Genomic DNA, 21,645 nt, shown 5'->3' on the forward strand with positions numbered 1-21,645 from the left:
CACTCTTTAGAGGAGGAGACGTTATGAGTCTGAAGCATTATTTTGAAAAGGTCTCACCAAAGTTTGAACCAGGAGGCCAGTATCACAAGTTCTACCCACTCTTCGAAGCTGTTGAAACCCTTTTTTATACGCCGGGTAAAGTGAATCATGGCGTTACCCATGTTCGAGACAGCATCGATTTAAAGCGCATCATGATCATGGTGTGGTTAGCCGTTTTCCCTGCGATGTTCTGGGGTATGTACAACATAGGGCAACAATCCAGCGACGCTTTGCTCTATGTCCTTGACCAAGTGGCAGCGCAGCAAGCCATTGATGCCTCTTGGGGGCTAAGCTGGGTTTGGGGCTCGGTAGAAGTCGCAAGCCAAGCAGGTTGGGCAAGTAAAATGCTTGTCGGCGCCACGTACTTTCTGCCTGTCTACGCGACAGTGTTTGTGGTTGGTGGGTTCTGGGAGGTGCTGTTTGCTATCGTTCGTAAACATGAAGTGAATGAAGGTTTTTTTGTCAGTTCTATTCTTTTTGCTTTAATTCTCCCGCCTACCATCCCATTGTGGCAAGCCGCGTTGGGTATCACTTTTGGCATCGTAGTGGCGAAAGAAATCTTCGGCGGTACGGGGCGTAACTTCCTAAACCCAGCATTGGCTGGGCGCGCGTTCTTGTACTTTGCTTATCCCGCTAACATGTCTGGCGGCGCTGTTTGGGTTGCGGCAGATGGTTACTCTGGCGCTACACCGCTGAGCCAATGGTATGAAGGTGGTCAAAGTGCTTTGACGAACAACATGACGGACCAACCAATCTCATGGATGGATGCATTTGTTGGTAACCTTCCGGGTTCAATGGGGGAAGTTTCGACCTTGTTGATTGCGCTCACAGGTTTGGTGCTGATCTTTATGAAGATCGCTTCGTGGCGAATTGTTGCTGGGGTCTTTGTGGGGTTAGCTGTGACATCGCTACTGCTTAATGCGATTGGCTCGAATACTAATCCTATGTTCTCTATGCCGTTTTACTGGCACTTTGTGATTGGTGGTGTTGCGTTTGGTACCTTCTTTATGGCGACAGACCCAGTATCCGCTGCGTTCACTAACGGTGGTAAGTGGGCTTACGGTATCTTGATTGGTGTGATGACGATATTTATCCGTGTACTCAACCCCGCCTATCCGGAAGGCATTATGTTAGCGATTCTGTTTGCCAACTTGTTTGCTCCTTTGTTCGACTACATGGTCAAAGAGAACAACATCAAACGCAGAATGAAAAGGGTGAGACCTTCGTAAAATGAGGTAAGCTTCACTGAAATTTGGTTGAAAACTGCACTATATTGAAAAGGTCAGAGACATGGGGTTTCTGGCTTTTCTTTTTATCAGGAGGACGAAGACGATGAGAATTAAGGATATTCTCGATAGCCGTTTGGTGCTGTCGTTCTGGTACAACCTAGACTACTGCTTGTCTCTTCTTAGCAAAATCTCTGCACGTTAATTTCCTCAATGCTTCCGCATTGAAAAGCAATTTATCAGTTTGTTTTTAATCTTACGCTTAAGTGCGTAGGGTCGTGCGTATAAGGAAATTAACAATGAAACGTATCCCAGAACCGTTCCGTATCAAAATGGTAGAGCCAATCAAAGTGACGACCTTGGCTGACCGAGAAGTTGCCCTTAAACAAGCGGGCTTCAACCCATTTCTTCTTCGTAGTGATGATGTCTACATCGATCTGCTGACCGACTCTGGCACTGGTGCTATGAGTGACAATCAGTGGGCAGGCATCATGATGGGCGATGAGTCCTATGCTGGCAGTCGTAACTATTACAACTTGTGCGATGCGGTGGAGCATTTCTTTGGTTACAAGCTTACTGTGCCAGCGCACCAAGGTCGCGGGGCGGAGCAAATTCTATTCCCAGCTTTGATTGAGCGTATGCGTCAGGTTCGCGGTGGTGAAACGCCCGTATTTATCTCGAATTACCACTTCGATACCACTGCGGGTCACATTGAACTCAATGGCGGTAAAGCGATTAACGTGGTGACGGAAGAAGCGTTTGATACCACCACACCATACGACTGGAAGGGTAATTTTGACCTCAATAAGCTGGTGGCAACGATTGAAGAACACGGTTCTAACAATATCTGTGCGATCATCACGACGGTAACGTGTAACAGCTCTGGTGGTCAGCCTGTGTCGATGGAAAATATGCGCAGCGTGTACGAAATCGCAACCAAGTACGACATCCCTGTGGTGATTGATTCGGCTCGTTACTGTGAGAACGCTTATTTTATCAAGCAGCGTGAAGCGGGTTATGAGAACAAATCGATTCTCGAAATCATTCGCGAGATGTACCAATACGGCGACATGCTCACTATGTCTGCGAAGAAAGACCCGATGGTGAACATTGGTGGTATGTGTTGTATTCGCGATCATCAAGAGCTTTTCCAAGCGGTTCAAACACGATGTGTACCGATGGAAGGCTTTGTCACTTACGGTGGTATGGCGGGTCGTGATATGGAAGCCTTGGCTCGCGGGTTGTATGAAGGTGCGGATGAAGACTATCTTCACTACCGTATTAGCCAAGTACAATATTTGGGTGAACGTCTACGCGAAGGGGGTATTCCAATTCAATACCCAACAGGTGGTCATGCTGTCTTCGTTGATGCGGCGAAGATCTTACCGCATATCCCCGCGGATCAATTCCCTGCACAGGTACTGTGTAATGCCTTGTATTTAGAGGCAGGCATTCGTGCGGTAGAGATTGGCTCACTGTTGCTTGGTCGAGATCCGGAAACGGGTAAACAAAAAGCTTCAGAACTTGAGTTGATGCGTTTGACCATTCCACGTCGTGTCTACACCAACGATCACATGGATTACATCGCCGATGCGATCATCGAGTTGAAGAATCGTGCTGATGAACTAAAAGGATTGACGTTTGAATACGAACCTCCAGTACTTCGCCACTTTACGGCTCGTTTCCGCGAACTGGATTGAGAACTCTTCGGGTTGTCGATACGTCAGAGATTGATAAACGTTAATTAAGCAAAAAGCCGCGAACTTCGCGGCTTTTTTAACTCATCTGGGTGTCGAGTTATGCTAAATCCAGCGTGATTCGCACAAACTGCTCGTCTTGGTACAGCACTTCGTAATTGAAGGTATTGCTGGCATAAATACTACCTAAGAACAGAGAACGTTGACTCATAGGTCCACGGAAAAGCATCGAAATAGGTGCGATTAAGGCGTTATTATCGTCGAAGTGTTGGTTTAAGTTATCAGACAGAACACATAGCAAACAACCATGTTGGTCGTGGGATAAATCGACATCTTCAGGACGAGAAAGCAGAACCGTCGTACCTAATTTCTTTTCGACTTCGTTGATCAGCAGTAGGTAGCTATCGAGGTGAGGTTGTGGGTTACTAGGTTTATCGGCACCTACACAACGTTCAAGTAAAGCTTCTAGATTGCCATTTTCCCCTTTTGCCTGTTGAGTCAGAGACTTTAATGGCTTTTTAATCAGTTTGTAGCGATTACTTTTGAGCTTAGGCTTAAGCCATTTTTGCAGTAGGTCGTTACGTTCTTTAAGAGGAAGAATTCGCGATGATGCGTGGATTTTGAAGTGCAGGTGTAATAAGGCGTGCACCGCAAGCTCGCTAAGTAATTGATTAGCGTCAGCGGACTGTTTTGCCTGTTTAGAACTTTGCATTACACTCTAAATTCTTTGAAAGAAAGGAATGGTGCCGAGAGAGGGACTCGAACCCTCACACCTAAGGCACTAGCACCTCATGCTAGCGTGTCTACCAATTTCACCATCTCGGCATCATGATGCTCTGAATACACAGAGGCTTCGAAATGAAGCGTTCCAAATTGTATATCCAAAATCCATAGATTGGCGAGAGCAAAATTGCTCATTTTTGGTCTTTGGTGTTCGATTGGACATTTATTGTTCATTTTTGGTGATTTCACTATTGGTCACCCTCCTAATACCCCTATTTTCCCTACAAGTATGACCACAAAATAGCATCTTTGCTTAAATTATGAACGCTTGAACGTTTGCGTAAATAAATGTGATGAATATCTCTTTTTGTTGGCTATACTTGCGACCCGTTTAAGCGGGAATTAGGGTTCGTTGTTCAGGACCCTTACCCATACAAGCCGTCACATGGAGCAGGAAGAGTCGAGAGCTCTCCAGCAGTGAATGACCCCACGGACCGGACCAGCTACGTTCAATTGCTTGTATAAGGTAAAAATAAGATGTCGAACTATCCGTTCTTCCTTCAATTTGGATCTACGAGTGCGTTGTCACTCGATGCGTTGTCCCTTTCTTCTGCCAATGCTTTTGGCATTCCTTTCTTTTTCAACGTTCAGTAGGTCCGATTCATGAGTGTTCTATTTAGTCTATTTGGTATTGTTGCACTATTAGGTTGTGCGTTCCTGCTGTCAGAGAGCCGTTCTTCAATCAATTGGAAAACCGTGTCTCGAGCATTGCTGCTTCAAATGGGTTTCGCAGCCTTGGTGCTCTACTTCCCTTGGGGACAAGCGGCGTTAGCCAGTTTGAGCAATGGTGTCGCTGGGTTATTGAGTTTTGCCGATGAAGGCATCAAGTTCCTCTTCGGTGACCTCGCTTCTACTGGTTTCATCTTCGCGGTTCGCGTTCTTCCTATCATCATCTTCTTCAGCGCTCTTATCTCTGCCCTTTACTACTTGGGTATCATGCAAAAAGTGATTCAATTTATCGGTGGTGCCATCCAAAAGTTCTTGGGGACCAGCAAAGCAGAATCTCTTGTTGCAACAGGTAACATCTTCCTCTCTCAAGGCGAATCGCCACTTCTTATCCGTCCTTTCTTGCAAAACATGACTCGTTCAGAACTGTTTGCGGTAATGGCTGGTGGTATGGCGTCAGTCGCAGGTAGTGTACTAGGTGGTTACGCAGGTCTAGGTGTAGAGCTGAAATACCTAATCGCAGCGAGCTTCATGGCTGCTCCAGGTAGCCTGTTGATGGCAAAAATCATTGTGCCAGAGCGTCAAACGCCAAGCGATTACAACAACATCGAATTGGATAAGTCTGAAGAGAGCAACGTGATCGACGCGCTAGCAAGTGGCGCGATGGGCGGTATGAAAGTTGCGGTTGCGGTAGGTACGATGCTGATCGCATTTGTGAGTGTGATTGCAATGGTGAACACGGGTCTGGAAAACCTAGGCGAAATGTTCGGCTTTGCGGGCATCACGCTACAAGCGATCTTTGGCTACCTATTTGCCCCTCTCGCTTGGTTAATCGGCGTTCCGGGTCACGAAGTATTAGCGGCAGGTTCTTACATCGGTCAGAAAATCGTAATGAACGAATTTGTTGCATTCATCGACTTCGTACAACATAAAGCAACGCTGACTGAACACACTCAAGTGATCATCACGTTTGCGCTGTGTGGTTTCGCGAACATCGGTTCTATTGCAATTCAACTTGGCTCTATCGGTGTGATGGCTCCAGAACGTCGTAAAGATGTAGCGAACATGGGTCTCAAAGCGGTAGCGGCTGGTACATTAGCGAACTTAATGAGTGCGTGTTTAGCAGGTATCTTTATCTCGTTATAAGGAACGCCCCCACATAAACAGCCATTCAAAACCCGCCACTTCGGCGGGTTTTATTTTATAAATTATTTGAATGAGAGCTAGGTTAAATATTAGGTAGGCTATTGCTCGACAATATTCATTATTGAGTAAATTCACATCAGGATTGAATAGTGCTTGCGTACGGTTTGCATTTACTTTCTAATTTATTAATAGAATAAGGAAGTCGTACGTGACGTCAAAAGTCGTATCGGTAGTATTAACCGATAAAGGTTGGACAGGGCTAGGTCCACTCACTCAAACATGCTGTAAATCCATCACACCTTTCGTAGGTTCTCACCGTTTAATTGATTTTTCGCTAACCAACCTCATTCAAGCAGGAATAAAGCGTAATCTTGTCCTCAGTCGTTTTTATTGCGCACCGTTAGTTGCTCACCTTAAGCATGCATGGCAGCACTACAAATCGAGAATCGAAGTGCTCGAACCCATTTATTCTCAAGCTAAGTTATTACCTAAGCTGCAACAGAATTGGACTGATGTTTTATTGCAGCATTTAGATGTCATCAATCGACCCTCCGATGAACATGTCTTGCTGGTCGGTGGTGAGCAAATCCATCGTAATTACATTTCTTCTTTGTTGCACTACCATCAAATCCAAAATGCCGAACTCACGTTAGTTGTGGCTCAGGTTCCTGTCGCACAAGCGTCTCAGTATCATGTCGTTGAGTTAGATGAACACCGTCAAGTCATTGATATTCAACACCAGCCACCAACTCCTGCAGAAATTCCAAACAAACCAGGCTTTGCCATGGTATTAACGGAAAATTACCTCTTTCAGCGCCCCGTGTTGGTCAAAGGTTTGTTCAATAATGCCAAGAAGCTGGATGGTCAGCATGATTTGACCAAGGACATCGTTGCACTGCTTGCGCGTAGAGTAAAAACCGTGTTGTTTGACCTCGGCGAGATTGACGCAAAGCAAGCGCCTATGTACTGGCACAACGTCAATAACATTGATGATTATTGGCGACTACAAATGATGATGCTGGCGGAACAAAGTGATACTAGCAAACCATCTACCAGTGCGTTGCTGAGCCGACAAATTGAATCGCAACGACCAAGCCAATATTGCGATATTGAAGGGATCAAAGTCCGCGTTAAGGACAGCTATATTGCTTCTGGTTGCCATATTGAGGGGGCGTGTTCAATTCGCTCAGTCATTGGTGTGGATTGTGAGCTGGGTAAAAACAGTATTCTGCACGAGTCCGTATTAATGGGACGGTGCAAAATTGGAGAAAATAGTCGCATTACACGTACTATCATTGAAGAAGATGTTCAGATTGCTCCGGGTACCGTGATTGGGGAAAAGCCGGAGAGAGACAAAGAACGTTTTCACATTACGGATGGTGGATTAGTCGTGATTCCGAGGGGCAGTCGCGTTGGTTTTGAACAAGAAGCTTCTCCACTGCATGCGAATTACCCCGAAGGCGTTACAGATAACGTCGTGTAATACGGGTATTTTGAGTTGAATTGTGATTGACGTACAGAATCAAGATTTGGTGTGTAAATATACATATTTTCGAAACTAACGGCGTTTGGCTAGGAGAAAAAATGCAGTTCGACCGACTTCAATTTGCTGATGCATTGAAGCACTTTAGAAAGAAATATAAATACTCACAAGACAGTTTGGCGGAGCTGCTTTCTTCTTCACACCGTGTATTCTCTAGCTTGAATCAAGCAACGCTGAGCCAGTGGGAGAGGAGGAAAATAGAGCCGACGTTACTGCGACGTCTCGGGATTGCACATTTCTTTCAGCAACCATATCACTACGATACTCAAGAGCTGAAGAGTGTTAAGAAAGCACTCCAACATCCGGTCAACTTCCAAAATTTAAGTACGGTGTACGAGTATGAGATCACGCATACCAGTCACGTATCTTTGGATAAATTGGAAGGAGAAGATAGATCATTAGTTATGGATTCCCATCAACGTTTGAATGGGAACGAGCTTGTCGAAACTCTGAATGAGCTTGAGCTTCATCAACCTAAAATCTACTGTTTCTATTACCAAAAAATGCTGATTGGACATGTGGTGTATGAACAGAAGAATAACGCCATTTACTTGGTCAGCGTTGTATTTTTGACCAAGTCAATTCGAACTCAATTACTCAATCATATTGCTGAAATTAGTAAAGATTTGATGGTGTTTTTCCCGATTCGGGATCATAGCTTGAATCAGTTTATGGAAGATTGTTTTTTAGAACGATGTTGTTCAAGTCATTGCATCACTTTCTACACAGGAACCAGCCGGCAATTTTTTGAGAACCCAATGATCCGGAGCGTGATGCAAGGATTTCAAGATTTTCGCTTGGTTCGCTACGAGCAAATGCTTAAGAAGCAGAGTGTTTAGCTCTGCTTCCTGATCTCAAACTAGATTCAGTAAGGTCGATTACGACTTGGGTACCAATCCGTATGGTACTGAACTAAACGCTTGTGGTTGGTTTTTTACCGTCGGTGCTTGATGCACTCCTTGCCAATCTAACAGCATGATCGCGAGGACATTACGGTGTTCACCATAAGTTAGGTCGAACTCACCATCCACAGAAGGGATCATGCCTTGCTCAGTATTAAGGGCGCTTTGAATCGCTTGACGCGTTTTTCCAACAACCGGATCGTTATCCAAACCAGCCAACAAGAAAGTAATGCCGACTTCAGCAATCACATCTTCTTTTGAGCGGAGAATGATGGTGTCTATGTTGTCGCGAAAGTAGTCATAGATCCATTGATGATCGGCTTCGTTAACCTGTTTTTGGTAGTACTGAGAATCTCCAAAAATGATGTGTGTCATGCCGTAGATCTTATTGCCGTATTGTTGCGGTGAGAGCTTCTTATCTAGGCTATCTGGGTAGGTGCTTCGGAATGCATCTGTAAACGCTTTAACGACATCTTGCTCGCCGAGTTGACGCAACCAATAAACCTGATTCGCCAACTGAGCTGCCCAAGCCTCAATCATGGCGGGGTCAGTGGCGTAACGAGCAAAGTCATAACGTTTTAGTATGCTTCTCAGCGTTTTGTCTTGCTTGTGTTTTAAACCATACTCATCGGCTCGTGCCATTGCGCCAAGTAAATCAACACCTAAATACAAGTATTCTGGTTGATGTTTGGTAACGGTATAACGGCGCTGCCCGCGTTCGTCTTCGTCGTCATGGTAGCTGGCTAAACGTTCCTCTGAATACAGAAAAATCTGTTCTGGTGTGGTGACATCGCTGGCAAAGCGATTTAAACGGCTGGCAACTTGCGCCATGTCAGTCCATACCGCAGGTAAGTATTTATCATCCAAAGTTTGGCGGTACATACGAAGACCGAAATGCCCTTCTCGAAACGCTGGTAAGGTATAGAGCTGTGACTCATAGGTACTTTTGATCAACTGAGCAGATTGTGAATAGGTCAAAGCTGGAGACTCTTGAGAGGCTTGCGCCTGAAAAACCAGTGAGCATGAGAGCAACACGGCTAAGCTGAGAGGTTTGATACGCATATACACATTCCGTTAGAAAGCCAGAATTCAAACCTACCATCAATGCTTTATCGGTATGTAATGGCTCAGTCAATAGTTAGTCACGATATGGCGGAACGTTAGGTTGATGCGTTCTCCTTTGGTTTTTGCAGTTTTTGGGACAGCATGCTTCCAATGGTGCTGAAGCTCACCAGCCATGATAAGCAGTGAACCATGGCTGAGTTCATACTCTATTTGGGTTTTACAATGTAAATTCCTTAGCACAAACCGACGAGTTTCCCCCAAATTAATCGACGCAATAATCGGGTTTCTTCCCAATTCTGGTTCGTTGTCTTGGTGCCAGCCCATTGAATCTTGTCCATTGCGATATAGGTTTGCCAATACTGAGTTGAACGAAACGTCTGCAATGGTTTCGCAGCGTCCTTTGAGATCACTAAGTTCTGTGGTCCAAGGGTGAGGTACCATTGTGAGCCCGGAGTAGGTGTACGCTGCATCGCCGTGCCATGCTTGCAAACGAGGTTGTAGAACTGAGCGACCAAACATCATGATGCTTTCTTGTTGCCAAGGTAGGCTTGTTCGCAATTGGGAAAAGTAATGGTCGGCTTCTGAATGACTCAGAAAGTGAGGATCATGGTAGATCTTGCCTTGTGCTACTTCTTGCCAAAATGAGCTTTTGAATAAATCGCCTTGTACCTGCATCTCACTTTACCTTTCTCTTTTATAAAATGAACAAATATTTATTACCTTTACGATGGCTATTGGTTATTCTTTTAGTAAATAAGTATTTTAACAATAAATAAATAAATAAAGAAAACTCTTGGTTTGCCATGAGTTAGTGGGGAACAGATGCGGTACTCACCGAAGAAGCAAGGTTACTTTGCATTGTTCTTCCTCACTTTTTTTGCCCTGTGCGTTGGAGTTATTGAGCTATTACACCAAAATCAGCTCAGTCTGCACCGAGAGCGAGTTCAAGTTGAGGCCAAAGAACAACTTTCTATGCTCCGTTCCAATTTGGAAGCGGAACTGATGGCTGACATATATAAAGCCAGCACTCTGGCTACGCTTATCACATTGCTGCCGAACAGCGAAACACACAAGCTGAATTTGGCGGCGAATCGTATCTTAAGCAAAAGTAATCACATTACTGTTATTGGCATCGCAGAAAATGATGTCGTCGGTTATATATACCCTCGAAAGGGCAATGAACGTGTGATTGGTCTTGATTATCGTAGCGTGCCTACTCAATGGGTTCAGGTACAAAAAGCCAAAGACATTGAAGAGATATTTATCGCCGGTCCTGTCGAGCTTGTACAAGGCGGTAAAGGGTTGATTGTGCGTGTTCCTGTGTTCCGCGATCCTCCGACTAATAAAGACTATTGGGGCGTTATTAGTGCGGTGATCGATTTCAATGGTTTGTTGAGAGAAACGGGTGTCATTGATTTTTCTTACCAATATCAAATGACGATGCGTGGCTACGACAGTGGCGGTGAGCTAGGTGATGTTATCTTTGGCAATCCGGGAAGAGAAGAGGACATTTATGCCAAAGAGCAAGTGTTCTTCCCATATGGTGGCTGGAGTCTGGCGGTGTACTCCAATGGTGAGTTAGAACAACAAGTGCCTTGGTATGTATTACAAATGGCGCGTTTAGTTGGCTATCCGATCGTGCTTGCTTTGAGCATTGCGCTCATTGTTATTTATCGCCTATACATTGTAGCGGACAGCCGTGCATTGCATGATGAGCTTACTCAGCTGCCAAATCGTCGTTACTTTATGAAGTCTTATCAACAGCAGTTTGAGATCGCCAAGCGCTATAAAAAGCGTTATAGCTTTGCCTTGGTTAACATCGACCTCGATCATTTTAAGCATATTAACGATACCTATGGGCATGACGCAGGGGACAAGGTGTTGGTGGCGTGTGCAGAAAGAATCAAAAGCACATTGCGCCGATCAGATATTGTGGCGCGAATGGGGGGCGACGAGTTTCTTATCATCGTGCATAACCCTAAGACTGAAGAAAACATTCAAGCGTTGTTGAAAAAACTGAGGTTTGCCTTGTGTTCAACGCCGGTGATCTATGAAGAAGAATTGATATACCTGCGAACCAGCATGGGTTACGCGATGTTTGACCCTGAAATGATTTCATCTCAGCAAATGATGAAAATCGCCGACGAGCGAATGTATCAACAGAAACACTATGGCGGCTAAAACGAATGGTATAGCACCCGCTTAAAACAGTTAAACGGAAAGCCTCGCACACTTAGCGAGGCTTTTTCATTTAAGCCGTTCTTATCACTAAGAAAGGACATTGCTGATAAAGGGATTAGTAGCAATGCATGTTGTGGCATATTTTGCAGTTGTTTGCATTTTGCAAATGCGATTTGCAAAATGTGTGGTTAATAAATCATCAATATGCATCAAGATCGAAGAAAAAACGCAGTTTTAAAAGTTGGCACGCATCGTGCTTTATACAGAGTGACCCTTATTAAGCCGAGGGTCACCTAGCCAACTGACGTTGTTAGTGAATACACATTGTTCACAAGTATATACCGCCAATCACCTCATTGTGATTGGCGTTTTTTCTTTTTAGAGTTCAATAATTTGCCTCTCATCGCCCGAATCATCTGATTCGCCACACTTGTTATAACAACTTGGTTGCCTTGGACACACTGCTCCTCTTGAACAAATCAATCTTGCTTGAGTTTGAATCCCTCGTTCGATCCAATTGATGTTGAGAATTTTGGCTATCGTTGTGAGATCTTTCTTGATGTGCTGTGGAATCACAGTACTACCACCGGAAGACACACACAGTGACTTCAACTCTTCAGCAATCGCAATCGCATCACCACCTTGGGCTGAAATCGCTGGATTGAGGTCAATACCTGCACACAGAACGCGATTATTACCTGCAGGGTCAAATACGTTGACCGATTCACAGCAATAGATGCGGGGTTCGTTACCGACGTTAAGAATCGAAATTTGCGCCGAGCTGGTGTCCAGCGGTTGTGATAAGCGGCGGAATACCGCCCAGTGCTGACAAGGGTCATTGACTTTACGCATGTTTCCCCAAGGCAGAGGGATACCATTACCGCGATATACGGCTTTCAGTTTGCCCGGACCATAGGCATCAAAGTAATGCCAGTGTGGGTATGGCGACACTACCGTCATGCGGCGCATCGCGACAGAAGGCGAGACGCCCGCTTTTTTGTGAACATCAATTTCATAGCCAGAGCGGTCAAGTAACTGACGAAATGGCACTTTCGGACACAACAACGCCCCAGCAAAGAAACTCGACTCGAAATCGCGCCACGCTTGTAAAATATCTTGCGAGTTGAGTTCAGAGTTAGAAACCTGCGAACCGCTTTGTTCCCAGTTGTTCTGGTGACCAATCGACAACACGTTATTCATGCCGTCACTGCTGTGTAGCACTCGGTGCCCAATGTATACCGCTAAGTCGTACTTCAATCGAGTCGGGTAGTCTCGCATGCGTTTGTTGAGGTAGATGGTCCCTGGTGCTTCCATAAACGAGGTGATCAACTGCTTGGCACTCACACCGAGTTCATCAATCACATCTTGTGGCGCGCGGTCTACCCAGCGAATATCCAATCCCATGCTTTTCGCAATATCAATCAGATCCTCTACCGAAAGATTAAGACGTTTTAAGCCAACCTCTTCTGCCGCTCGTTCTAAGTCCGGGAAGTGGTTTTGGTGGTTCTCTTGATGCGCTCGAATCAAGAGATGAGCGAACTGACGCCCCGTGATGCCGGTTTGAGAGAGCATTTCCGGTATCGCGATTTGTAGGATGTCGTTAGAGAATAAAAAGCTTGGTTCGAGCGCCATTCCGTTGATGCCACCACGATTACCTTTGTTGGGGGTAATGGCTTCTAGCTCTGGTTCATCGTCCAAAAACCAAGCGGGTTCTTTTTGGAAAACTTCGGCAATCACTTCCAACATATCAATGCTCGGAACGCGTTTTCCACGTTCGATCATGGATAAGTAAGAAACTGACGGAGCGTATTCAGGATTAATCCTAACGCAACGCGCAGACAAATCTTCCATCGTTAAATGGTTGTTCTTCCTTAGGTTACGAATTTTCGTTCCTAAGAAGTGAGATTGGCGGATAAGACTTTTTGACACAGACATTTTGTAAAATTCACATTGTAAAATTTTTGTTGTGAAATTGTAGTCAATATTTCGCTAGTCTACATAATGAGCAGGCAAGGAAATTAACCATCAACTTCACAGATTTGCCTGAAACTTAAACAGAGGTTTTAAGTTTTTACTCTAGGAAGAGTGTTTAAGTGCGAGGAAACGACGATGAATATGCTGAACTTCGATAAAAAAGACATCCAACAACAAGAACGCCCATTTATCGCTGAAGCCGTATTTGCCGTCGAGGCGGTAAGTGCTGAGCAGCAGAGCGAGAAGCAAGTTAAGGCGAAGCAACTACTGGACCGTATGTTCCCATTGGAGAGTGGGTCACACCAAGATGTATCAAGCTACGTGATCGACTACAGACACGTAATGGCGTACTTCAAGGACGGCACACACAGTGGTCTGAAAAGTCCAAAGCATTTTGTGGCGTACACAGGAGAGAAAGAAGATCCAAAATCGATCCTATTCAAAGATGAATCAGGCAGTCACGTTGAAGTAATGTTCGGTTGTCACAAAGGTACGGGTTGTGTGGAGTTGATGGACATTGACGACATCCAACTGGAAACGCGTACTACCTTTAGCCCTGAGCTAATTGGTAATGCACCAACCGCGATGCGTCATTGGATCAGCTTAATCAAAGGCGATAAGAAAGGAAAGCCAATGGCGTGCAGTGAAGACAAAGAGTACACCGCGAAAAATGGCGACGATTACTTCTTAAGCTACTGCTATAGCATTGATTAATGAGTTAAGAAGTACAGAGAATAACGAGCCAGCCCAAGAAAGACAAAACCCCAAGCACTTGCTTGGGGTTTTGTTTATATTTTCAGCCAGTTTGAATGGCTTTCGCCTGTTCGTTTTGACTGTGTTAAAGCGGCATTACGCGGTTACGACCGAGTTGTTTCGCTTCATACAATTGTTTATCAGCTTTGTTTACGATGCTATCGAGCGTGTCACCAACTTCAAATTCTGCAACACCAAAAGAGGCGGTGATGCTTTGTACTTGGCTCCCTGAACGTTTGTCACGAACACGCAGCTTTTCAATCATTCGGCGAAGCGTATCAGCGTATTGTCGACCGATTCGCAGTGACTTGTTTGGTACGATAAGGGCAAACTCCTCACCACCAAAGCGATAAGCACTGATGCCGTCACGACAACTTTGTTGCAGTCGACGAGCAATAGCTTTGATCACGGTATCTCCGAATAGGTGACCGTAGTTGTCATTGAATGCTTTGAAGTGGTCGATATCCAACATGATCAGCGTCATTGCTTGGTTGTTATCGATCAGCATTTGCAGGTCGTTATCGAAAGCGCGACGGTTATACAGGTTGGATAAGCCATCGAACAAGGCGTCTTTCTGCACTTCTGCTAGCTGATTCTTAAGGCGAGAGATCTCTTCGCTAGCCGTTGTGAGTTGGCTATTTAGGAACTTCGTCGAGTGGCGTATTTCACGAGACTCTGCAACAAGCTGACGCACTACATTCATCACTTCTTCGATGCTGAGGCTATTGTCTTCAACTTTTTCTAGTTTGTTAAAGCTCTTATCCACCATGTCGGAGAAGGAGGAGGTGTCGGTAATCGTGTCAGTCATCGAGCTAGAGACTTCGCCCAAAAGCACTTCTACATTTGTTTTGAGTTCTTCTAAGCTGGTTTCTGCTTTACTCGCAACATAGCTGTTATAGAGCTGCTTATGCATTGCTGGTGGGCAGACGTCATAGTTCTCAAGAACCATATCTAATTCTTGATTCAGCTCTGGGATAGTTTTGTCTACGTAGGTGTACCACAGTGCGTAGTTGGCTGGTGTTGCCGCTACGTGGTTTTTTATCATCAGTGGTACCGCTTTTTTTAGATTCGCGGTTGATTTCTTAAATTCGTCGGTCATTTCTGCAGTGTTACAAGCAAAATGGAATTAAGCTAAGGGTAACGGATATAAAACAATATCGCTTTATTTTTTGTCATTTTTGCTTGGTTTTCTTAAAAAATATGAGCAAATAATCAAATGGTTTCATGAATATTAGTCTTGATTTTAAAATTTCATAAAATCCTTCGTAACATTCTGTTTACCATAAAAGTTTGAGTGATGGAGTTTTGAGCAATGTAAACGAAGTGCTGATCTTGACCAACTAAGGTTCGTAGAATCTGGCATGCGCATAACAGAAAAGTGCCAAAAGGAGCTTCGTTTGAACAAAACAATAGGACTGTATTGGTTTACCAATGATTTGCGACTGCATGACAACCCAAATCTGGCCAAAGCTGCAGAAGAAGTGGATTTTCTTATCTGTCTTTACTGTTATCTCAAGGTTTCACCATTTTTGGCGCACTATGCTCAAACATCCGAGCTTGGTCAGCCAAAAAGACAGTTTTTAGATGAGTCATTACACTGCCTAAATCTGTCTTTAAATGCACTTGAACAACGTTTGCTTGTTGTCGACTTGCATCCTTATCAAGCATTAAAACATGCCTTAAAAAATCTTGGTGTTACAAGGCTTTACGTTGATGCTATGCCGGGTTGCGACGAGCAAAATGTCATCGAAGAAATTAAGGCGGAGGAACGCCACGTAACGGTTGTTCAGCACGAAGTGCGAAGTTTATTTAGGTTGGCTGACCTCCCGTTCAGTCTCAATGCGCTACCTGATACCTTTACTCAGTTTCGTAAGCAAGTAGAAAAGCTATCTATTTCGCAACCTGCCGACAGAGTATCCACACTTCCGCCACTACCCAAAGGTCTCTCTTTACCAACATTGAGCTTAACTCGCGACTTAAAGCCAATGCCATTTGCTGGGGGAGAGCATGCGGGGCTTGAGCATTGTCGTCGGTATTTTGATTCGCCTCTTGCGAGTGAATACAAACAGACACGCAACGGTTTAGATGGCATGGACTATTCCACTAAATTCTCCCCGTGGTTAGCACATGGCTGTGTTTCGGCGAAAAGGATCGTGGACATGTTAAAGCGTTATGAAGCGGATTATGGTGCTAATGATTCGACGTATTGGATTTACTTTGAATTGCTGTGGCGTGAGTACTTTTATTGGTATGCGCGACGATATGGTCGGCAGCTGTTTCATTTTGGTGGGATTCGCAATCAAACGCCATTGACCAGCTTTTACGCCCATCGTTTCCAACAATGGAAAAAAGGCGAGACGCCATTCCCGCTCGTTAATGCGTGTATGCATCAACTCAATGAAACTGGGTACATGTCGAATCGTGGCAGACAACTGGTCGCGAGCTGCCTTGTACATGAACTAGGGCTAGATTGGCGCTATGGCGCTGCATATTTTGAGTCTCAATTAATTGATTACGATGTGGCTTCAAATTGGGGAAATTGGCAATACCTCGCAGGCGTTGGTGCGGACCCTCGTGGTTCAAGGCAATTCAATCTTGAAAAGCAGACGCAAATGTACGACCCCAACCATGAGTTTATTGATAAGTGGGATGGGCATTGTGATGGTGCACGTTTGGATAATGTGGACATGGTTGATTGGCCGATTGCGATGGAAAGTCATGGCAATGCGTCTTCTACGGAGAAATCATGATGCAGTTTGATACCGTTCGGTTGATCTTGGGTGATCAACTCAATTGCGAACATACTTGGTTTCAGCAACCTGATGACCACGTTCTCTATTTGATTGCAGAGTTAAAGCAAGAGAGCACGTATGTGACGCATCACATTCAAAAAGTATGTGCGTTCTTTTCTGCAATGGAAAAGTTTGCGAAAGAGCGTCAGAGCGAAGGTCATCAAGTCTTGCATCTTACGTTGGATGATACCCAATCTTTTGGGGATCTTGAGCAACTTCTCCAGCATTTTGTCAGCGAAGTTGGTGCAAGCAAGTTTGAATATCAACGCCCTGATGAATACCGATTATTGGAACAACTTGCCAAACTTAAGCTCAATGGCGTAGTAACGCGTTGCGTTGATTCAGAGCACTTTTTGTTGCCGTTTGAAGAGATCGAAGAGCAGTTCCCGCAAGGCAAACACATCATGATGGAGCACTTTTATCGCCGCATGCGCAAGCGTTTCAACATCTTAATGCAAGATGGCAAACCTGTTGGGGGGAAGTGGAACTATGATGCGAATAATCGCAACAAACTCAAAACTAAAGATATTGAGCAGTTGCCACAACCTTTAATGTTTAGTACCGATGTCAGTGAGATACAAGCGCGATTAACACGTCATGGAATTAAAACGATAGGGCACTTTGAAGGGGATTTATTGTGGCCGATTAACCGTGCTCAAAGCTTGTCTCTACTTGCTCATTTTTGCCAAGTTTGCTTGCCTCTTTTTGGTCGTTTTCAAGACGCGATGACTGGGCAACACGACGCTAAATGGAGTTTGTATCACAGTCGGATTTCGTTTTCTCTCAACAGCAAACAACTACACCCGCAAGAAGTCATTGATGCGTCACTCAAGGCATTCCATTCAAACCCAGACATTAATATTTCTCAGGTTGAGGGTTTTATTCGCCAGATTTTAGGTTGGCGAGAGTACATCCGCGGAGTGTACTGGGCGAACATGCCTCATTACCCGAAAAAGAACGAACTGGAAGCGAGCAGAAAACTGCCTGATTTCTTCTGGAATGGCGAAACAAAAATGGCGTGCATGCGTAATGCGATTGGTCAGTCCCTTGACTACGCCTATGCGCACCATATCCAACGTTTAATGGTCACTGGTAATTTCTGTTTGCTAACTGAGATCGAACCATCCCAAGTGGATGAATGGTATCTCGGTATATACGTTGATGCGATCGAGTGGGTAGAGATGCCAAACACACGTGGTATGGCGCTGTTTGCTGATGGAGGTATTGTCGGCACTAAACCTTATGCAGCTAGTGGTTCTTACATTAATAAAATGAGTGATTACTGTAAGGACTGCCATTACGACAACAAAGCACGCAGTGGTGAAGGTTCATGCCCATTCAACAGCTTGTATTGGCGTTTTATGAACAAGCATGACAAGCGATTGGCTACCAATCCTCGTATCGGGATGATTTTCCGCTCTTGGGACAATATGGAACCACAGCAACGACAAGCTATCCTTGAAACCGCGGAGCACCACATGGAAAATTTGGAGACCTTGTAATGGAAATATTGATCGTAGGTGGGAATGGCGGAATTGGATTTGCCATGGTTGCGTGCGCGGCGGAACATTTTCCTCAAGCTCGTGTTCACGCGACCTATCGTAGGCAACACCCCAACTGGCATCATCCCAATGTTATTTGGCATCAAGTGGATGTGACACAAGATGAGGAGGTGAAAGCGCTCAGTGAGTACATCGAGCATGTTGATTGGTTGGTGAACTGCGTGGGTATGTTGCACTCCCAAGAGAAAGGTCCGGAGAAGAATTTGAGTTCTCTCGACGCAGACTTTTTCCAGCAAACGATAATGGTAAACACCTTGCCCAGTTTACTGCTGGCGAAGTACTTTACACCTAAGCTCAAACGCAGCACACAGCCTAAGTTCGCGGCTGTTTCTGCTAAAGTTGGCAGTATTAACGATAACCAATTGGGCGGTTGGTATAGCTATCGAGCCTCAAAAGCCGCGTTGAATATGTTCCTTAAAACCATGTCAATCGAATGGCAAAGAATGCTCAAGCATGGCACGGTACTCGCGCTCCATCCGGGAACCACCGATACGGCGTTGTCTGCGCCTTTTCAAACCAATGTGCCAGAGGGAAAACTGTTCACGCCAGAGCGAGTGGCAAAGGATTTGCTAGGGTTAATAGAAAAAGCAACCCCGCAAGATAGCGGGGCGTTTTGGGCTTATGATGGCGCATTACTGCCTTGGTAAAGATTGTACTTACTGGGGCAAAATACGCACTAGAGAGGTTCGGAGTGACCTACGTCTTCGTTGATTTTCTTCTTCGGCAACGCTCAGAACAATAAACGATTTCATCCCAATTTCGCGCCCACTTCTTTCTCCAAGAAAACGGGCGCTCACAGACTGGACAGACTTTTATGGGAAGGTTGGATTTAAAACCTTTCATCGTTCTGAATGTTCACTCCTAATTCGTTGTCTTAACCGAGTTTAGTTATCAAATAGGTACAGATAATCGTCGTAACCTAGGTTTGCCATTTCGCTTACTGGTACAAACTTCATGGCTGCTGAGTTCATGCAATAACGTAACCCTGTTGGTTTTGGTCCGTCTTTGAAAACATGACCAATATGCGAATCGCCAAACTTGCTGCGAATCTCTGTTCGTGGATAAACCAATTTAAAGTCGGTCTTCTCAACGATGTAACCTGGATTGATTGGTCTAGTAAAGCTTGGCCAACCTGTACCTGATTTGTATTTATCCGTCGATGAGAACAGTGGCTCACCAGTGACAATATCCACATAGATGCCCGCTTCTTTGTTATCCCAGTACTCGTTGTTAAAGGGACGCTCTGTGCCTTCTTCTTGTGTTACGTAGTACTGCAGATCAGTCAACTTCGCTTTGATCTCTTTATCAGACGGTTTTTCATAGACCTTCAGTTTTGTCATCAGATCTTTTTCGTTGATAAGCTCGCGTAGTGTTTTTGGGTTGTCTTTACGATCCTCACCAAACACTTCATCTAGGTATTTATCTCGACCTGACGCATAGCGGTAATATTTGTATTTCAGGGCACTCTTTTTGTAGTAATCCTGATGGTAAGACTCCGCAGGGTAGAACTTTTCAAACTCAATAAGCTCCGTTTTAAGTGGCTTCGGATAAATCATCGCCTTGTCGATTTCCATCATAAATTGCTCAGCAATCTGTTTTTGCTCCGCATTATGGTAGAAGATTGCAGGACGGTATTGGGGACCACGGTCGACGAATGAGCCTTTGTCGTCAGTCGGGTCGATATGGCGGAAGAAGTAATCCAAAACTTGCTCGTAGTTAACAATGCTTGGGTCGTACTTCACTTCAATCACTTCTATATGACCAGATTTGCCAGAAGAGACTTGTCGGTAGGTCGGATTTGCTAAATCACCACCTGAATAACCAGATACGACGTCCAACACACCCGGTAATTGTTCTAAATCTGATTCAGTACACCAGAAACAGCCGCCAGCCAAAGTAGCAATGTCGGTTTTGCCAGATGCGTTCACCTTATCCATGGTATCGGCAGTGCCTGTTTTACTTAATAAGATGAACAGTACAGGGAGTGTGAATGAGAATCCCACCAACAGCTTAGATACTTTCTTCATAACTTCCTCAAACGTCATTTTTCTCAATGAATGTTACGTAAGGAGACAGAAGTTAGAGCTAAAAAATTGCAACAATAGTGAAAAATTCTTTGCCCTTTTATATCGGAGGGCTACAGTAATGGCACCAAACAAACGCTCATTGGTGATAGGTTGCCGATGAGACAGAAGTAATAATGAGGGAAACCATGCAAGCAGAAGTAAAATGGGTCGAAGACTTTAAATTCCTAGGTCAGTCTCAATCTGGTCACTCCGTTGTGATGGATGGCAATGGCGGTGCGACTGCACCAAGCCCAATGGAGATGGTATTGATGGCTGCTGGTGGTTGTAGTTCTGTTGATGTGGTTGATGGATTGAAGTCAGCAGGTCAGAAAGTGGCTTCTGTTAATGCGAAGCTCACAACCGAACGTCGTGAAACGGCACCGCGTATTTTTACTCAAGTGAACATTCATTTTGAAGTGTCGGGTGAAGCCTTAGATCCAGAAATCGTAGCGAAAGTTGCTGCTGATTCGTTAGAGAAATACTGTTCCGTGTGCCTGATGCTCGGTAAGGGCGTAGAGATGACTCACAGCTGGGAAATCGTGTAACCGACCCTAGTGCCACTTAAATAAAATAGGAAAGAGAAAAGCGCGTGCTTTTCTCTTTTTTTATTCCTCTTTTGCATTAACCTAGCTACGTTAAAAGCTGTAGGAAAGATCCTGTGACCGAACTAGAGAAAATGATGTCAGGCCAAGTATTCGATGGCGCAGACAAAGAAATTGATGCGATTCGAACCCACGCAACTCATGCATTGATGGCATTCAATGGCAACACCGATGAATCCCAACGTGATGCACTGCAAAAGAACCTATTTGGCAAGGTTGGGATGAGCATCATCCGTGCGCCGTTCCATTGTGAGTTTGGTAAAACGATTGAAATCGGTGAAGAGACCTTTATCAATATGAATGTCGTGATGCTTGATGGCGCTAAAATCACCATTGGTAATCATGTGCTTATTGGACCAAGTGTTCAGCTTTACACTGCATCTCACTCGCTGGATTACCGTAGCCGACTAAAATGGGAAACGTTTTGTAAACCAATAACGATTGAAGATAGCGTTTGGATTGGCGGGAACTCAGTCATCAACCAAGGCGTAACCATTGGCGCTCGTTCTGTGATTGCAGCCAACTCAGTGGTGAACAGTGATGTGCCGCCAGATAGTTTATATGGTGGAACGCCAGCCAAATTGATTCGTCGTCTAAACGAGGACGAATAACCACACTTACTCATGGCGCTTATTCTCATAGTCAATA

19 protein-coding genes and 1 tRNA gene are annotated in these 21,645 nt (G+C 44.8%); 12 read left to right on the forward strand and 8 right to left on the reverse strand.

Annotation, left to right across the window (positions count from 1 at the left end; genetic code table 11):
• Positions 1-23: 23 nt before the first annotated feature.
• Positions 24-1,268, forward strand: coding sequence for an NADH:ubiquinone reductase (Na(+)-transporting) subunit B (locus OH463_RS10950; RefSeq protein WP_269991252.1), 1,245 nt, complete (start codon positions 24-26; stop codon positions 1,266-1,268).
• Positions 1,269-1,564: 296 nt separating this feature from the next.
• Positions 1,565-2,965: a tryptophanase gene (locus tag OH463_RS10955; RefSeq protein ID WP_269991253.1), complete on the forward strand. Its 1,401-nt coding sequence runs from the start codon at positions 1,565-1,567 to the stop codon at positions 2,963-2,965.
• A 97-nt stretch (positions 2,966-3,062) separates the two neighbouring features.
• On the opposite strand, the gene OH463_RS10960 is transcribed toward OH463_RS10955, so the two are convergent.
• Positions 3,063-3,674, reverse strand: a complete 612-nt coding sequence (locus OH463_RS10960; protein ID WP_009703776.1) for a DUF2913 family protein — start codon at positions 3,672-3,674, stop codon at positions 3,063-3,065.
• A 29-nt stretch (positions 3,675-3,703) separates the two neighbouring features.
• Positions 3,704-3,787 (reverse strand) — tRNA-Leu (locus OH463_RS10965).
• A gap of 561 nt (positions 3,788-4,348) precedes the next feature.
• Between OH463_RS10965 and OH463_RS10970 the strand changes: the two genes are divergently transcribed.
• The 3 genes from OH463_RS10970 to OH463_RS10980 all read left to right on the forward strand — a co-directional run bounded on the left by OH463_RS10970 (position 4,349) and on the right by OH463_RS10980 (position 7,939).
• Positions 4,349-5,557, forward strand: coding sequence for a NupC/NupG family nucleoside CNT transporter (locus OH463_RS10970; RefSeq protein ID WP_005432553.1), 1,209 nt, complete (start codon positions 4,349-4,351; stop codon positions 5,555-5,557).
• A gap of 208 nt (positions 5,558-5,765) precedes the next feature.
• Positions 5,766-7,040, forward strand: coding sequence for a sugar phosphate nucleotidyltransferase (locus OH463_RS10975; protein WP_017188539.1), 1,275 nt, complete (start codon positions 5,766-5,768; stop codon positions 7,038-7,040).
• Positions 7,041-7,141: 101 nt separating this feature from the next.
• Complete coding sequence (locus tag OH463_RS10980) at positions 7,142-7,939, forward strand: helix-turn-helix domain-containing protein (protein WP_005453337.1); 798 nt, start codon at positions 7,142-7,144, stop codon at positions 7,937-7,939.
• Positions 7,940-7,978: 39 nt separating this feature from the next.
• Here OH463_RS10980 and OH463_RS10985 read toward each other — a convergent pair whose 3' ends face one another.
• Entirely contained in the window at positions 7,979-9,064 is a 1,086-nt protein-coding gene (locus OH463_RS10985) for a DUF3541 domain-containing protein (protein WP_029789596.1), read from the reverse strand.
• Positions 9,065-9,133: 69 nt separating this feature from the next.
• A complete protein-coding gene (locus tag OH463_RS10990) occupies positions 9,134-9,742 on the reverse strand; it encodes an alpha-ketoglutarate-dependent dioxygenase AlkB family protein (RefSeq protein ID WP_017188540.1) in 609 nt (202 codons plus the stop codon).
• A 147-nt stretch (positions 9,743-9,889) separates the two neighbouring features.
• Between OH463_RS10990 and OH463_RS10995 the strand changes: the two genes are divergently transcribed.
• Positions 9,890-11,248, forward strand: a complete 1,359-nt coding sequence (locus tag OH463_RS10995; protein WP_005453344.1) for a diguanylate cyclase — start codon at positions 9,890-9,892, stop codon at positions 11,246-11,248.
• 378 nt (positions 11,249-11,626) lie between these two features.
• Here the strand turns inward: OH463_RS10995 and OH463_RS11000 are convergent, their stop codons facing one another.
• The gene (locus tag OH463_RS11000) at positions 11,627-13,183 is read right to left on the reverse strand and encodes a DUF3612 domain-containing protein (RefSeq protein WP_009696875.1); all 1,557 of its coding nucleotides are present in this window, start codon (positions 13,181-13,183) and stop codon (positions 11,627-11,629) included.
• A 174-nt stretch (positions 13,184-13,357) separates the two neighbouring features.
• Here OH463_RS11000 and OH463_RS11005 point away from each other — a divergent pair, with 174 nt between their 5' ends.
• On the forward strand, positions 13,358-13,936 hold the full coding sequence (locus tag OH463_RS11005) for a malate synthase (RefSeq protein ID WP_009696876.1): 579 nt from the start codon (positions 13,358-13,360) through the stop codon (positions 13,934-13,936).
• A 124-nt stretch (positions 13,937-14,060) separates the two neighbouring features.
• On the opposite strand, the gene gefA is transcribed toward OH463_RS11005, so the two are convergent.
• Entirely contained in the window at positions 14,061-15,074 is a 1,014-nt protein-coding gene (gene gefA / locus OH463_RS11010; RefSeq protein ID WP_005453351.1) for a diguanylate cyclase GefA, read from the reverse strand.
• Between the two features lie 298 nt (positions 15,075-15,372).
• Here gefA and OH463_RS11015 point away from each other — a divergent pair, with 298 nt between their 5' ends.
• Genes OH463_RS11015 through OH463_RS11025 form a run of 3 tightly spaced genes read left to right on the forward strand, consistent with a single transcriptional unit; the run spans position 15,373 to position 18,976 of the window.
• Positions 15,373-16,725, forward strand: coding sequence for a DASH family cryptochrome (locus OH463_RS11015; protein ID WP_269991254.1), 1,353 nt, complete (start codon positions 15,373-15,375; stop codon positions 16,723-16,725).
• Complete coding sequence (locus OH463_RS11020; protein ID WP_269991405.1) at positions 16,725-18,269, forward strand: cryptochrome/photolyase family protein; 1,545 nt, start codon at positions 16,725-16,727, stop codon at positions 18,267-18,269. The genes OH463_RS11015 and OH463_RS11020 overlap by 1 nt, the downstream gene beginning before the upstream one ends.
• On the forward strand, positions 18,269-18,976 hold the full coding sequence (locus OH463_RS11025; protein ID WP_050904288.1) for an SDR family oxidoreductase: 708 nt from the start codon (positions 18,269-18,271) through the stop codon (positions 18,974-18,976). Before OH463_RS11020 ends, OH463_RS11025 begins: the two co-directional genes overlap by 1 nt.
• A gap of 49 nt (positions 18,977-19,025) precedes the next feature.
• Here the strand turns inward: OH463_RS11025 and OH463_RS11030 are convergent, their stop codons facing one another.
• Both OH463_RS11030 and msrB read right to left on the reverse strand, forming a co-directional pair.
• The gene (locus OH463_RS11030; protein WP_005453360.1) at positions 19,026-19,172 is read right to left on the reverse strand and encodes a DUF2256 domain-containing protein; all 147 of its coding nucleotides are present in this window, start codon (positions 19,170-19,172) and stop codon (positions 19,026-19,028) included.
• A gap of 41 nt (positions 19,173-19,213) precedes the next feature.
• Entirely contained in the window at positions 19,214-20,356 is a 1,143-nt protein-coding gene (gene msrB, locus OH463_RS11035) for a peptide-methionine (R)-S-oxide reductase MsrB (RefSeq protein WP_009696880.1), read from the reverse strand.
• 185 nt (positions 20,357-20,541) lie between these two features.
• Between msrB and OH463_RS11040 the strand changes: the two genes are divergently transcribed.
• Both OH463_RS11040 and OH463_RS11045 read left to right on the forward strand, forming a co-directional pair.
• On the forward strand, positions 20,542-20,940 hold the full coding sequence (locus OH463_RS11040) for an OsmC family protein (RefSeq protein WP_009696881.1): 399 nt from the start codon (positions 20,542-20,544) through the stop codon (positions 20,938-20,940).
• A gap of 113 nt (positions 20,941-21,053) precedes the next feature.
• Positions 21,054-21,608 carry a sugar O-acetyltransferase gene (locus OH463_RS11045; protein ID WP_009696882.1) on the forward strand — a complete coding sequence of 185 codons (555 nt, stop codon included), beginning with the start codon at positions 21,054-21,056 and terminating at the stop codon, positions 21,606-21,608.
• Positions 21,609-21,645: the final 37 nt, after the last annotated feature.

The sequence above is a fragment of the Vibrio sp. NFR genome, assembly GCF_027587095.1.
GTDB lineage: Bacteria > Pseudomonadota > Gammaproteobacteria > Enterobacterales > Vibrionaceae > Vibrio > Vibrio harveyi.

Excerpts from the sequence above, each read along its gene's own strand:
- gefA (WP_005453351.1), bottom strand. The coding sequence starts at position 15,074 with ATGACCGACGAATTTAAGAAATCAACCGCGAATCTAAAAAAAGCGGTA.
- OH463_RS11005 (WP_009696876.1), top strand. The coding sequence starts at position 13,358 with ATGAATATGCTGAACTTCGATAAAAAAGACATCCAACAACAAGAACGC.
- OH463_RS11000 (WP_009696875.1), bottom strand. The coding sequence starts at position 13,183 with ATGTCTGTGTCAAAAAGTCTTATCCGCCAATCTCACTTCTTAGGAACG.
- OH463_RS10950 (WP_269991252.1), top strand. The coding sequence starts at position 24 with ATGAGTCTGAAGCATTATTTTGAAAAGGTCTCACCAAAGTTTGAACCA.
- OH463_RS10955 (WP_269991253.1), top strand. The coding sequence starts at position 1,565 with ATGAAACGTATCCCAGAACCGTTCCGTATCAAAATGGTAGAGCCAATC.
- OH463_RS11020 (WP_269991405.1), top strand. The coding sequence starts at position 16,725 with ATGCAGTTTGATACCGTTCGGTTGATCTTGGGTGATCAACTCAATTGC.
- OH463_RS11030 (WP_005453360.1), bottom strand. The coding sequence starts at position 19,172 with ATGAAAGGTTTTAAATCCAACCTTCCCATAAAAGTCTGTCCAGTCTGT.
- OH463_RS11040 (WP_009696881.1), top strand. The coding sequence starts at position 20,542 with ATGCAAGCAGAAGTAAAATGGGTCGAAGACTTTAAATTCCTAGGTCAG.
- OH463_RS10980 (WP_005453337.1), top strand. The coding sequence starts at position 7,142 with ATGCAGTTCGACCGACTTCAATTTGCTGATGCATTGAAGCACTTTAGA.
- msrB (WP_009696880.1), bottom strand. The coding sequence starts at position 20,356 with ATGAAGAAAGTATCTAAGCTGTTGGTGGGATTCTCATTCACACTCCCT.
- OH463_RS10985 (WP_029789596.1), bottom strand. The coding sequence starts at position 9,064 with ATGCGTATCAAACCTCTCAGCTTAGCCGTGTTGCTCTCATGCTCACTG.
- OH463_RS11025 (WP_050904288.1), top strand. The coding sequence starts at position 18,269 with ATGGAAATATTGATCGTAGGTGGGAATGGCGGAATTGGATTTGCCATG.
- OH463_RS10970 (WP_005432553.1), top strand. The coding sequence starts at position 4,349 with ATGAGTGTTCTATTTAGTCTATTTGGTATTGTTGCACTATTAGGTTGT.
- OH463_RS10990 (WP_017188540.1), bottom strand. The coding sequence starts at position 9,742 with ATGCAGGTACAAGGCGATTTATTCAAAAGCTCATTTTGGCAAGAAGTA.
- OH463_RS10960 (WP_009703776.1), bottom strand. The coding sequence starts at position 3,674 with ATGCAAAGTTCTAAACAGGCAAAACAGTCCGCTGACGCTAATCAATTA.
- OH463_RS10995 (WP_005453344.1), top strand. The coding sequence starts at position 9,890 with ATGCGGTACTCACCGAAGAAGCAAGGTTACTTTGCATTGTTCTTCCTC.